Origin of the sequence: Aestuariispira ectoiniformans (assembly GCF_025136295.1) — a bacterium.
GTDB classification, from domain to species: domain Bacteria; phylum Pseudomonadota; class Alphaproteobacteria; order UBA8366; family Aestuariispiraceae; genus Aestuariispira_A; species Aestuariispira_A ectoiniformans.
The window spans coordinates 3,248,835-3,261,460 of record NZ_CP062788.1 but is presented as its reverse complement, the minus strand read 5'-3'; the positions used below and the strand labels follow the sequence as shown (position 1 = coordinate 3,261,460).

General features: G+C 55.4%; 10 protein-coding genes. 6 read left to right on the top strand and 4 right to left on the bottom strand.

Features of this window, described 5'->3' with window-relative positions; all coding sequences use genetic code 11:
- Positions 1-65: 65 nt before the first annotated feature.
- Genes IF205_RS15300 through IF205_RS15290 form a run of 3 tightly spaced genes read left to right on the top strand, consistent with a single transcriptional unit; the run spans position 66 to position 2,436 of the window.
- A complete protein-coding gene (locus tag IF205_RS15300) occupies positions 66-431 on the top strand; it encodes a response regulator (protein ID WP_259780221.1) in 366 nt (121 codons plus the stop codon).
- Positions 431-1,615 carry a protein-glutamate methylesterase/protein-glutamine glutaminase gene (locus tag IF205_RS15295; RefSeq protein ID WP_375542654.1) on the top strand — a complete coding sequence of 395 codons (1,185 nt, stop codon included), beginning with the start codon at positions 431-433 and terminating at the stop codon, positions 1,613-1,615. Before IF205_RS15300 ends, IF205_RS15295 begins: the two co-directional genes overlap by 1 nt.
- The gene (locus tag IF205_RS15290) at positions 1,612-2,436 is read left to right on the top strand and encodes a CheR family methyltransferase (RefSeq protein WP_259780220.1); all 825 of its coding nucleotides are present in this window, start codon (positions 1,612-1,614) and stop codon (positions 2,434-2,436) included. Before IF205_RS15295 ends, IF205_RS15290 begins: the two co-directional genes overlap by 4 nt.
- Before the next feature lie 78 nt (positions 2,437-2,514).
- On the opposite strand, the gene ctrA is transcribed toward IF205_RS15290, so the two are convergent.
- A complete protein-coding gene (ctrA, locus tag IF205_RS15285) occupies positions 2,515-3,222 on the bottom strand; it encodes a response regulator transcription factor CtrA (RefSeq protein ID WP_259780219.1) in 708 nt (235 codons plus the stop codon).
- Between the two features lie 231 nt (positions 3,223-3,453).
- Between ctrA and fliI the strand changes: the two genes are divergently transcribed.
- Positions 3,454-4,785, top strand: a complete 1,332-nt coding sequence (gene fliI / locus IF205_RS15280) for a flagellar protein export ATPase FliI (protein WP_259780218.1) — start codon at positions 3,454-3,456, stop codon at positions 4,783-4,785.
- The gene (locus IF205_RS15275; RefSeq protein ID WP_259780217.1) at positions 4,782-5,207 is read left to right on the top strand and encodes a flagellar FliJ family protein; all 426 of its coding nucleotides are present in this window, start codon (positions 4,782-4,784) and stop codon (positions 5,205-5,207) included. Before fliI ends, IF205_RS15275 begins: the two co-directional genes overlap by 4 nt.
- 776 nt (positions 5,208-5,983) lie before the next feature.
- Here the strand turns inward: IF205_RS15275 and IF205_RS15270 are convergent.
- Complete coding sequence (locus IF205_RS15270; RefSeq protein ID WP_259780216.1) at positions 5,984-7,618, bottom strand: acyl-CoA synthetase; 1,635 nt, start codon at positions 7,616-7,618, stop codon at positions 5,984-5,986.
- 210 nt (positions 7,619-7,828) lie between these two features.
- On the opposite strand from IF205_RS15270, the gene IF205_RS15265 reads away from it, so the two are divergent.
- Positions 7,829-8,380 (top strand): hemerythrin domain-containing protein, encoded by a 552-nt coding sequence (locus IF205_RS15265; RefSeq protein ID WP_259780215.1) that lies wholly within the window; start codon positions 7,829-7,831, stop codon positions 8,378-8,380.
- A 64-nt stretch (positions 8,381-8,444) separates the two neighbouring features.
- Here the strand turns inward: IF205_RS15265 and IF205_RS15260 are convergent, their stop codons facing one another.
- Together IF205_RS15260 and IF205_RS15255 are read right to left on the bottom strand one after the other, a co-directional pair.
- Entirely contained in the window at positions 8,445-10,316 is a 1,872-nt protein-coding gene (locus tag IF205_RS15260) for an ATP-binding protein (RefSeq protein WP_259780214.1), read from the bottom strand.
- Between the two features lie 181 nt (positions 10,317-10,497).
- The gene (locus IF205_RS15255) at positions 10,498-12,393 is read right to left on the bottom strand and encodes a PAS domain-containing sensor histidine kinase (RefSeq protein ID WP_259780213.1); all 1,896 of its coding nucleotides are present in this window, start codon (positions 12,391-12,393) and stop codon (positions 10,498-10,500) included.
- Positions 12,394-12,626: the final 233 nt, after the last annotated feature.

The window sequence follows — 12,626 nt, the reverse complement described above, 5'->3', positions numbered from 1 at the left end:
GACGTTATGCAAAATAGTGGTGTTAGGCTCGTGCTCGCGACCACTTGGGGAGATGGAGCTAAAAGATGAAATCCTGTCTTGTCGTCGATGACTCCCGGGTAATCCGTATGGTCGCCCGTAAGATATTGGAAGAGTTGAACTTCAAGGTTATTGAGGCTGAAGACGGCAAACAGGCGCTCGACCGGTGTAAGGAAGAAATGCCGGATGGCGTTTTGCTCGACTGGAACATGCCCAATATGGATGGCATGGAGTTCATGAAGGCAATGCGTCAGTTGCCGGGCGGCGGTGATGTGATCGTCGTCTTCTGCACCACCGAAAACGATCTCAGCCATATCCAGGAAGCTGTTGCGGCGGGGGCCAATGAATACATCATGAAGCCCTTCGACAGCGAAATTATCCAAAGTAAGTTCACGCAGGTAGGTCTCATTTAATGGGCGTTTCTCCAACAGCCAGCATGTCCGGTGCGTCGTCCCAGCAAACCAATGATGCAATTCGCGTTATGGTAGTTGACGATGCCCTGGTTATCAGGGGAATGCTGACCCGCTTTCTGGAAGAAAGCGGGGATATTTCTGTTGTTGCGTCGGTTGGCGACGGTGAAAGGGCCCTTGCGGCCCTGGACCGGCACGATGTGGATGTGGTTGTTCTGGACATCGAAATGCCGCGCATGGATGGTTTGACGGCCCTGCCGAAAATCATCGAAAAAGTACCGGGTATCCAGGTCCTGATGGCATCCACCCTGACCCTGCGTAATGCGGAAGTGTCGTTGAAGGCCATGTCTCTCGGGGCGGCAGACTATGTGCCCAAACCCAGTTCCACAGGCGAGCTTCGCAGCCGTGACGATTTCAAGCGCGACCTGATCGAAAAGGTTCGTACCCTGGGGCGCGTAGGTCGGCGTCGGCGTTTGCGTCGGGAGCGTCAGGAAGCTGTTGCAGGAACCAGTGGTGCTGCCCGTGCACGGCGCGACACCCTGCCGGAAACGAAGAGGGTGACACCGGCCAAGCCCGTTGTCCTGCGTCCGATGAAAACAATTCATCCGGAAATCATTGCGATCGGCAGTTCCACAGGCGGACCACAGGCCCTGTTCCGGGTTCTGAAGGACCTTCCGGCGGCATTGAAACAGCCGATTGTCATCACGCAGCATATGCCGCCGACCTTCACGACTATTCTGGCGGAACATGTGGCGCGCGCGTCCGGGCGACCGAGCAAGGAAGCCGAGGACGGGGATGTGCTGCAACCGGGGCATATCTATATCGCGCCGGGTGACTACCACATGCTGATTACCAAGGATGGCATCCATAAAAAAATCCGGCTGACGCAGGACCCGCCCGAGAATTTCTGCCGGCCCGCGGTTGATCCCATGCTGCGCAGCCTGGTCGAAAGCTATGGCGGCAGCAAGATTCTGGCGGTGATCCTGACTGGCATGGGTGCCGATGGCAGCAAGGGGGCCAAGGTGGTCGTTGACGACGGCGGTGTGCTGATTGCCCAGGATGAAGAATCAAGCGTTGTCTGGGGAATGCCGGGAGCGGTCGCAACCGCCGGCCTGTGTAGCGCGGTGTTACCGATCCTGGAAATTGGGCCCAAAATAAAATCTATAGCATTGGGAGGCTCGGCATGAAGGTAGAAGACTTCAACTTGCTTGCCACCATGTTGAAAGAGCGGTCCGGCCTCGTCCTCGGGGAGGATAAGGCTTATCTGCTCGAAACACGTCTGATGCCCGTGGCTCGCAAGCACAGCCAGAAGGGGATCGAAGAGCTTTGCGTTGAGGTGCGTAAGAAGAATGCGCAGATCATGTCCGACATTACGGAGGCCATGACCACCAACGAAACGCTCTTCTTCCGGGATCAGAAACCTTTCGACCAGTTCCGCGATGCGATTCTTCCGATGCTCATGGAAAGCCGTCAGACATCGCGGCGAATTCGTATCTGGTGCGCGGCCTGCTCGGGCGGTCAGGAGCCATACTCCCTTGCCATCATTCTCAAGGAACTGGGGGCCAAGATTGCGGGCTGGCGCATTGAGATTGTTGCCACAGATATCTCTGTCGAGATGTTGGAAAAAGCCAAGACCGGCCTTTATACGCAGTTCGAGGTGCAAAGGGGCCTGCCGATTACCCTGCTGGTGAAATACTTCCGTCAAACCGGCGACAAATGGCAGTTGGATGCCTCTATCCGGTCGATGATTCAGTTCCGCGAGTTCAATTTGCTGGAGTCTCCGGCGATGCTGGGGACTTTCGATGTGGTCTTCTGCCGCAACGTTCTCATCTATTTCGATCAGGACACCAAGCGGAAGGTTCTTGACGGAATTTCAAGGCAGATGCCCAAGGACGGGGCCTTGTTGCTGGGTGGGGCGGAAACGGTGCTTGGCGTGACTGACAGCTTCAAGCCGGTAACCGGTCGTCGCGGTATCTATCAGCTCACCAATGGCGAACTGCCGATCTAGCTCGGTGCAGGACAGTCAAATAAGAAAAGGCCGGACCTTGGTGGCCCGGCCTTTTTGTATTGAACTCAGGCGGCTTGTTTACCCGACAGCCGTCTGTTCGACATCCTCTTCATGCGGGTCGCGCAACACATAGCCGCGCCCCCAGACGGTTTCGATGTAGTTGGTGCCACCGGCCGCGTTGGCCAGTTTCTTGCGCAGCTTGCAAACGAACACGTCGATAATTTTCGCTTCGGGCTCGTCCATGCCGCCATAGAGGTGGTTCAGGAACATTTCCTTGGTCAACGTCGTTCCCTTACGCAGGGCCAGAAGTTCCAGAATGCCATATTCCTTGCCGGTCAGGTGAACCGGTTTTCCGCCAACCTCGACAGAACGGGCGTCCAGATTGATGCTCAACTCGCCGGCATTGATCAGGGATTGGGCATGGCCCTTGGAGCGGCGGATAATCGCCTGAATCCGCGCCAGCAGTTCCCGTTTGTGAAAGGGCTTGGTCAGATAGTCGTCGGCCCCGAAGCCCAGTCCTTTTACCTTGTTGTCCAACTCGTCGAGCCCGGACAGGATCAGGATTGGTGTTTCCACACGGGCATCCCGCAGGCGCCGCAGGACTTCGTAACCGTCGATATCGGGCAGCATGAGGTCAAGAATGATGAGGTCGTAGTCATATATCTTGCCGATTTCCAGCCCGTCTTCGCCCAGGTCGGCCGTGTCGATCACATAGCCTTCGGAGCTGAGTGCAAGTTTGATTGTATCGGCTGTTGCTTGATCGTCTTCAACTAGAAGAATTCTCATGACTGTCTCCCGCTATGCCTTCTGGACCCGAGAACGGCTTTTCGCCGCCAATAGCTTTATTAACTATTTTAACCATAGCTAAAGCAAAAGGTTAACATTTTTCGTAGAAATGAGGTAACTATGTAGTGAACAACTTATTGTTGTGGTGTTTTCAGCCACTTTGAAACCTTAGAGTCTTTCCGCTTTTGTGTTAGTTTGAGCTATTGTTCCCGTCATGTTATCCGGTGGTGCATGAGCACAATTCTAGAGCAGTTGATATCCGATATTCGCCGGGTGCCGTCCCATCGCACCTTCGGCAAGGTTTCCGCCATTCAGGGGATGTTGGTGGAAATCCGTGGTATTCAGGGACATATGTCGATTGGCGACAGATGTTATCTGCTGGCCCGTGGCGGACAGAATGTCATCTGTGAAGTCGTCGGTTTCCGTGAAGGAGCTGCTTTGGCGATGTCCTATGCGACGCTGGATGGCGTTGGTCTGGGCACGCGGGTCGAGGTCATGGACAGCGAACCGGTTGCCCATCCGGACCCCAGTTGGCTGGGCCGGGTGATCAATCCCTTTGGCGAGCCGGTCGACGGGCATGGGGCGTTACGGCAGGGGGATGCCGCCTATCCGATTCGCAGTGCCCCGCCACCAGCCCATGCGCGCAGCCGTGTAGGCGAGAAAATCGACCTGGGAATTCGTGCCATCAATACGTTTCTGACCTGCTGTCGGGGCCAGCGTATGGGGATTTTTGCGGGTTCCGGTGTTGGTAAATCCATCCTGATGTCCATGTTGGCGCGCTATTCCAATGCGCCGGTGATTGTGATCGGGCTGATCGGCGAACGTGGCCGTGAGGTTCAGGAATTCATTCAGGATGATCTGGGCGAAGAAGGCCTGGCGCGCAGTGTAGTCGTGGTGGCGACCTCCGACGAATCGGCACTGATGCGGCGTGAGGCTGCCTATATGACCATGGCTGTTGCGGAATATTTCCGGGACCGGGGCAATGATGTGCTGTGTCTCATGGACTCCGTCACGCGATTTGCCATGGCCCAGCGCGAGATCGGGTTGAGTGCGGGCGAACCGCCTGCGACCAAGGGCTATACACCAACCGTCTTTTCGGAGTTGCCGCGTTTGCTGGAACGCGCAGGGCCGGGAACCGACCGGGGCAGTATTACCGGGTTGTTCACGGTTCTGGTGGAGGGCGATGACCACAATGAACCAATCTCCGATGCGGTGCGTGGCATTCTGGACGGGCATATTGTTCTGGACCGCTCCATTGCCCATCGTAACCGTTATCCGGCGATCAACCTGCTGCGCAGTGTTTCGCGAAGCATGCCGGATTGTAACAGCGAAACGCAGAATGAAATCGTGAACCGGGCCCGCCGTCTCCTGGCCTCCTATGAGGATATGGCGGAACTGATCCGCCTGGGGGCTTATCGGCACGGGTCCGACCCTCTGGTGGATGAGGCCATCCATTACTATCCGCAGATCGAAAATTTCATTTCTCAGCGGATTGATGAACGGTCGGAGCTGGAAGACGGCTATCAGGCTCTGGCTGAAATCCTCGGGATGACCTATCCGTGACCAAAACCCTGGAAACGCTGATTCGCCTGCATCAGTTGACGCTGGACGAACGGCGCCGGGAGTTGAAGGTCATTCAGGAACGTGAAGATGATCTGCGCCGACGCATCGAAAACCTGGCCAAACGCCTGGTCAAGGAACAGAAGTCCGCGCAGGAAAATCCGGAATATGCATCCGCATACAGTCAGTTTGCCTATTGGGCGCGCGGGGAGAACAAGCGTCTTGTAGAGGCGATTATCGCGCTGCAACCGGAATTGGAGAATGCGCGGGACCGCATGGCGGAGGCCTTTGCGGAGAAAAAGCGTGTGGAACTGACCCGGGATAGCCGTCTGGAGGCGGAAGATACGGCACGCAAGCACCGCGAACAGATAGAACTGGACGAATTGGGGCTGCAGCGTCATCGCCGCCAACAGAAGGAAAACTGACGCTTCCGCCTCGCTCAATCCGCTGGTGGCGGCGGTGGAGGTGGGGCATCTTCCTGCCGATCCCTTGGCGGCGGCCTGTCTCTCCGTTGGTTTAGTGGTGGTGGCGGTCTGCTATCCTGTCGGTCGGGTGGCGGGGGGCGATCTCCTCGCTGGTCCGGCGGTGGCGGTCGATTTCCCTGACCGCTTTCAGGAGGTGGAGGGCGTCTGTCGGCGACGGTCTGTAGCCGGTTGGACATTTGGTAGCGGGAGTTGGGCTCTATGTCGACGTGGTTGGTCAAGGCCCAGGCCGGACGTTGCCCAGGGACCAACGCCGCCAGCGGCAAGACGCCCAGACCTATCAGCAGGCTGCGGCGCAATGCGTCAGGGATGTTCTCCATCGACCGAAACCTCCTTCCCCGAAGGTTGTATAGTATAGCCGCGATACAAATGGAGAAGGTAAAAAAAGCCCCCGGAAAAATCCGGGGGCAGTTTGGATCAGGATCGAAGCCGCAAATAAATCAAAAAACGAATAACTTGCGGCAACAGGACAAAGACGGTGGGAGCGCGAGTGAGGCCTGAGGGGACCAAAGTGCGGCCATCAATGCGTCCAACCAATGAAAGTGATAATCGTTCTTAATTTCTAACGCAAGTGAAAATTATTCTTAATTGGAAATTTTTTTCTTTTGGCTGAAGACATTTAGCTATTCGACTTTGGAGAGGGTGAGTAGTTGAAGGTGGCATTCAAGCAGCAGAATAGATGAAGACCGCCAATGTGCCTGACATTGGCGGTCTTGTTTTTACAAAGTGCGGGCTTTTTCGCGAAGCTGGAATTTCTGGATTTTGCCGGTGGAGGTTTTGGGAACCTCGTCGAAGACGATGGTTTTCGGCATTTTGAAGCCTGCCAGATGTTCGCGGCAGAATGAGAGGATTTCCTCTGCCGTTGCGCTGGCGTCGGCTTTAAGCTCGACAAAGGCACAGGGGCTTTCTCCCCATTTTTCGTCAGGCCGGGCGACAACTGCGGCAAAGGCCACGGCGGGATGCCTGTACAATACCGACTCTACCTCGACGGAGGAGATGTTTTCGCCACCGGAAATGATAATGTCTTTCAGGCGGTCCTTGATTTCTACATAGCCGTCCGGGTGCATGACGGCGAGGTCTCCACTATGGAACCAGCCTCCATCGAAGGCTTCTGCGGTTGCTTCATGATTTTTCAGATAGCCTTTCATCGTGGTGTTGCCACGAAGCAGGATTTCACCCAATGACCGGCCGTCCCGTGGGACGTCCTCTCCGGTTTCGGGCGAGACGACCCGCACCGCCTCCATCATCGGAAAACAAACACCCTGGCGTGCCTTGATTTCGCTTTGCTCATCCATGGGCAGGCTGTTCCATTGGTCCTGCCATGAACATTGCAGGACATGACCATAGGTTTCAGTCAGGCCGTAGACCTGCATCACATCAATGCCCAGAGCGCTGACTTTCTCCAGGACAGCCGCCGGTGGCGGCGCACCGGCGGTCAGTGCCTTGACCGGATGGGGGACACGGCGGCGTATGGAAGCGTCTGCATTGATCAACATGGACAGCACAATTGGCGCCCCGCCGAAATGGGTCACGCCTTCGCCGGAAATAGCGCTGAAAATCGTCTCGGCACAGACCTGCCGACAGCAAACGATCGTGCCCGCCAGGGCCGTCATCGTCCAGGCATGCCCCCATCCGTTGCAGTGGAACATCGGCACCGTATAGAGATACCTGGGGTGACCATGAAGGCCCCAGCCCATGACCGTTCCCATCGTCATAAGGTAAGAGCCGCGATGGTGATACAGAACCCCTTTGGGATGGCCTGTGGTACCGGAGGTGTAGTTCAGGGAGAGGCTTTGCCATTCGTCATCCGGCAGGGACCAGGCAAAGTCACTTTGGCCCGACTCCAGAAAAGCCTCATAGTCGGTTTCAAACGGATTGTCTCCATGGGCCTGGCCTGCCTGTTCATCGACGATGCTGACAATCTGGATATTGTGACCGGGCATTTGCGCCAACGCCTGCTCAACAAGCCCGGCAAAGGCCAGATCCACGAACAGCAGCTTGGTTTCCGCATGCCCCAGGATATAGGCGACTGTTTCAACATCCAGCCGGGTATTGATCGTATTCAGGATGGCGCCTGCCATCGGCACGCCGAAATGGGTTTCGAACAGTTCCGGCGTATTCGGGGCGATGATTGACACCACGTCGCCTTTGACGATCCCGTGCAGTGCAAGCGCGGATGCAAGGCGAACACAGCGTTCGTGGACTTCGGACCAGGAGTATCGCCTTGTTCCGTATACCAATGCTTCGCGCTGAGGATAGACATCCTTGGTGCGCGACAGGAAGGAGAGGGGCGACAGGGGAACGAAATTCGCTGCGTTGCGCTCCAGACCGCTTGCTTCACCGTCGTTTGCCATAGCTCCTCCCAAGGCGTGATTTGTTCTCGTTAAGCGATGAATAGTAAACGCAAATTTCGGATGCTGTACACGGCTTATCTGTCTCGCTGATAAACTTGTAAGAGTTGCGCGATTTTCACTATCGGTTGTTTGACGCAGGTCAATGTGTGCTTGAGACCCCCACTGTATAGGTTGAGCGTCGAAACACATATGGCCTGAAGGAGTGCGGGGATGAGTGAAGTCAAGGCTTTTACCAATTTGCGTATGCAGGACCGGGAAGGCCGTGACAGCCTGAATCCAATTGCTGTAATTCGTGAAGATCACGAAAGGCAGATTCGTCTGTGCGATACGCTGACAGACATGGCTGAAACATTGGCGGAGGGCAATCAACCGGCCCTGGTTCTGTCTGCATTGTCCTTGTTCCGGGAGGAGTTGCCCCGGCATATCAAGGACGAGGAAGAAGGGCTGTTTCCGCTTCTTGAAAAGCGGTTGAGCGGTGACCGGCAGTTCACGGCCATGCTGAAGCAGTTGCGCAACGAGCATGAATTTGATGAAGACCTGGCCGATTTCATTCTCGAGGATCTGGCAATTCTGGAGAAAGGCCACACGATCCCCAATCCCCAGCGCCTCTACAATAATCTTCGTGCTTTTGCGGAGGCCCTGCGGCGGCATACGGCATGGGAGGAAACCACGGTCCTGACCATTGCGGAAGAACAGCTCTCCGATACAGACCTGGACCAGTTACGCCGGGAAATGGTGGAACGTCGCCTGAACCCTGCTTAGGGGATTGTATCTATATCAGCAGACTTTCTGCTTTTACGCCTCCAGGTTCATTCTGGGGGCGTTTTCAAATGACGAAGGTTGTTTCCTTCGGGGGCATTTCCGTATCTGTGGCATTGTCAGGCGCGACGCGCGGCAGTGTTATGGTGAAGGAACTGCCCTGGCCTTGTGCACTGGTGACAGAGATTGTTCCGCCCAGAAGATTGGTCACGATGTTGTAGGTCACATTCAGTCCGAGGCCTGTGCCGCCAGACCCCATCTTTGTTGTAAAGAATGGGTCGAAGATACGTTTCAGGTGGGTCTTGGGAATGCCGCAGCCATCGTCGGAGATGACAAGGGAAACGCTGCTGTCGTCGGTCAGCTTGCTTGAAATCATGATTGTACCGTGATCTTTGTCCGCGAAGGCATGCACCAGGGCATTGTTCACGATATTGGTCACAACCTGCCCCAATGGGCCGGGATAGCTGTCCATTGGGATATTGTCGTGAATATCCAGCTCCAGCCGGTGGGGAGTCTTCTTGACCACCGGCTGCAGCGTTGACGCAATTTCGGTTATCACGCGTTCCAGATCGAAGCCACGGCGTTTGGAGGTTGTCTGGTCGACGGCCACCTGTTTGAAGTTCTGGATCAACTCTGCGGCAACCGTCAGGCTTTTGTTCAGGATATCAGAGGCTTCGCCCATGGTTTCCACAAAGGAGACCAGGTCGGCACGGCGGATTTTTCCGCTATCAAGGATTTGCTGGAATTGATCGGTGCGTTCCGACATCGAGGATGCCACGGTGATGCAGCTCCCGATCGGGGTGTTGATTTCGTGGGAAATACCGGCAACGAGACTGCCCAGTGAGGCCATTTTTTCGCTCTGGATCAGGTTGTCCTGGGCGATCCGAAGTTCCGCCAATGCCTTTTCGGCGGCGTTTTTGGCGGCCTCAAGCTCCATTTCCGATTGCTTGCGTTCGGTAATATCCTGCATCAGGGACACCAGGCTGGTGACATTGCCGTCCGGGTCTCGCAAGACACTGGTCGAGAAGATCACCACATGTTCTTTTCCCAACCGGTCATGGACGGTGGTTTCCGTGCTGTAAACGGAGGTGGGGCCCATGCTGGACGGGAAAACCGTGTCCAGATTGGTTGGTAGCAATGACCATGGATTATCTGCGAGAAGCTGATCAATGGGTTTGCCTGCGGCCTTCTCATCGTTCACACCGAACATGATGGAAAAGCTGTCGTTACACCCCTGGAAGGTCAGGTCGGTGTTGAGAAAGACGATCGGATTAGGAACTGTTTTCAACAGCGTGCGCGTCAGTTCAAGCTGTTTCCGCAGCTCGTTTTCGCTGGTCTCCTGACGGTCGAGGGCGCTGTTGTAGGCCTGTACGAACTGTCCCAACTCGTCGGAACTATGCCAGTTAACTGGTTGACGATAACCGCTTTTTTCGTAGGAGCGCAGGGATCTTTGGACTTCTCCCAGAGGGGCGGTGATCGTCTTTCTGAAACCATAGAAGGCCAGCACAATCAAAACGCTGATTAGAAGCAGCGTGAGCACGATCTGTGGTGCAATCAGTTGCAGGATGCGAGTAAAGCCACTTTCCAGCTTGCGCACAAGGAACAGGGTGCCGATCGTTTCCTTGATGCGGCCCTGTGAAAAGATAATTGGTGCCTGGGAGGAGATGCGTCCGTCGCTGACATTCTTGCAGTCACCGCGTGAGGTGGCCCCCTCCAGGCCGATAACGTCGTCAAGGCGCAGGCAGGTCGTATCTTCGCGGGCAATGAGGGAATCCAGGATTTCCGCACTGGTTTCCTCTTCCAGGTTCCAGATCGGCCGGGCCAGGATGTCGGCGTAGCGGTTCGCCATGGCGTCGGTGACCTGCTGTTCCGTCTCGAAGACGGTTTGGATTTCAAACCAGCTAATTACAAGCAGGTATAAGGCGGCACCCAATATCATGGGCGGTAGAGCCAGAATCAGGAACTTTCCTGTTAGAGTTTGTCTGCCACGCAAAGACACGGTTCCTCTATCCACCTACATACAATGCCAATGCTTCAGGGACTTTGTGAAGCCATCTTAGCCTGCATTCGTTTTCCAAACATTAATGCCTTTCCAAAATAAATTAGCCTAGCGAGCTGATTTAGATGGGAAATTGTACCTTGCTTGTGATCATTTCATCATCTGCAAGGGTCCGGTCCGCCGGGAAGGTCAGCGTGACCACGGTGCCGTTATCAATCTCACTGTCCAACTCGACGCTGCCGCCATGTTCCTGCATGAGGTTGCGTACAAGGGCCAGTCCCAGGCCACTACCCTCATGGCTGCGGGACAGAATATCGTCTACCTGGGCGAAAGGTTCGAGGATGCGCTTGTGGTCCCGCTTGGCAATACCGATGCCGGTGTCACTGACGGTCAACTGAAGGCAATTGTCGTCGCGCTTCCGGGCGTTGACTGTGATCTCTCCGCCGTCGGGCGTGAATTTTATCGCGTTGGACAGAAGGTTCAGCAAAACCTGCTTGATACGCAGCGTATCTCCCCAAAGGGCGGGGATATCTTCGGGAATATCGGCCCTGAGCTTAAGGCCGCCGGTCATTGCCTTGGCCTCGACCATGCGCAGGCTTGAGGAAACCAGCGGGCCTATTTCAATCCGCTCTTCCGAGAGGGTCATGGCGCCGGCTTCGATTTTAGACAGGTCCAGAATATCGTTGATCAATTCCAGCAGATGGTTGCCCGACTGGTGGATGTAATCGACATATTCCTTGTAGCGAGGGTTCTCTACAGGGCCGAAGAGCTGTTCCTGCATGACATTGGAATAGCCGATGATGGAATTGAGCGGCGTGCGCAATTCATGGCTCATATTGGCGAGGAAGGAACTTTTCGCGCGGTTCGCGAATTCGGCAGTTTCCTTTGCCCGGCGAAGTTCCAGTTCCAGGTGCTTGCGCGAGGTGATGTCGACATTCAGGGACCCGACCATTGTGGGCTGGCCGTCTTCCTGAATTGCAATCGGGAAGCGTACGGTCAGCAGTTCCTTGGTGGTGCCATCGTCGAACGGGCAGGTAATCTCTTCCTGGCAGGTCTTTCCTGATTGGATGACTTTTTGATCCAGATCCAGTGTTTCCTTCGTGGCAGGAAGCCCGGGGATATCAATGGCGCGTTTGCCCAGAAGCTGGTGGGCGGGGATGCCGAAAATATCCCCGAAGGCACTGTTGACCATCACATAGCGCAACTCTTTGTCTTTGAGTGACATGGCGATGGGGGAATTATGGAAGAATGACCGGAAACGTTCTTCGCTGTCACGCAGCCTGGATTCGATCTCGACACGCTGCTGGATCGCCTGGCCGGTTCTCTCCAGCACGCGGTTCGCATGGAAAATCAATTGTCCCAATTCGTCATTACGGTGGGCCTTGGGGATTGGCAATTGCGTTGTGCCTGGATTGTCGGGATCAACCGCAGCCAATGCGTGGCTTGTCTGCTGTAGGAAGCGGGTCAGTGTCAGATATAAAAGTACGAACATGATGATGGACAGGAAGAATGCCCAGGCCAGGCTGTTCGCGGTGACAACAAGGACACGCACAAGGAAGTTTGATGCAATGACCTGCGGGTCGATCTGTATCCGCAATTCCCCGACGACCTCCCGCGTGGCGTCGTCGTGCAATTCGACTGTATATTCGGTCTGACCGGCAAGAAGCTGATTGGCGAGCCAGCTTGGCGCACCAGCCATTCTGGGACGGCTTGCCTCGGCCAGTTTTTCCACGACGGCATCGTCGATACGGGCGTAGATCGCCCCATGGACAATCGGTTTATATTCGAACAGGCCGGTCAGGACACGCAGCGCCAACTGGTTGTTGAGGCCATAGGCAGCCTGTGCGGAGGATTCCTCCACGGTCCGGATTACACTGTTGATCGTCTCATGTATTTGGTCGCGTTCATTACTCAGGTCCCAGGCAATTTGCAGGGAGCCAAGCGTTAAACCCAACACCAGGGCCGCAACAACGGCCCATTTGGCCTGTTGGAACGCCAACCTGTCTTTCAAACGCATCGTTTCTCGTACCCCGTCCCAACTGTAACTGGCCGTCGCGGGGCTGAGGCGCCGCTGGCCGGGTCAGAAGGAAACATTATGCGAAAATACAACTGGCCTTTTCCGACAGCTAAACAGCGCATTTCCATTTAGCAGTCTGTTTGATTGTCGTATTTTGTCTTAGCTTGGTTAACGTTAGCCTAAGCGGCAGGGGAAAATAGTCAATTGCCCAGAATTCCTTCCGCCAAAGCGAT

Bases quoted from the DNA above. Each gene is read 5' to 3' on its own strand.
- IF205_RS15260 (WP_259780214.1), bottom strand. From the start codon at position 10,316: ATGATATTGGGTGCCGCCTTATACCTGCTTGTAATTAGCTGGTTTGAA.
- IF205_RS15265 (WP_259780215.1), top strand. From the start codon at position 7,829: ATGAGTGAAGTCAAGGCTTTTACCAATTTGCGTATGCAGGACCGGGAA.
- IF205_RS15300 (WP_259780221.1), top strand. From the start codon at position 66: ATGAAATCCTGTCTTGTCGTCGATGACTCCCGGGTAATCCGTATGGTC.
- fliI (WP_259780218.1), top strand. From the start codon at position 3,454: ATGAGCACAATTCTAGAGCAGTTGATATCCGATATTCGCCGGGTGCCG.
- ctrA (WP_259780219.1), bottom strand. From the start codon at position 3,222: ATGAGAATTCTTCTAGTTGAAGACGATCAAGCAACAGCCGATACAATC.
- IF205_RS15255 (WP_259780213.1), bottom strand. From the start codon at position 12,393: ATGCGTTTGAAAGACAGGTTGGCGTTCCAACAGGCCAAATGGGCCGTT.
- IF205_RS15295 (WP_375542654.1), top strand. From the start codon at position 431: ATGGGCGTTTCTCCAACAGCCAGCATGTCCGGTGCGTCGTCCCAGCAA.
- IF205_RS15270 (WP_259780216.1), bottom strand. From the start codon at position 7,618: ATGGCAAACGACGGTGAAGCAAGCGGTCTGGAGCGCAACGCAGCGAAT.
- IF205_RS15290 (WP_259780220.1), top strand. From the start codon at position 1,612: ATGAAGGTAGAAGACTTCAACTTGCTTGCCACCATGTTGAAAGAGCGG.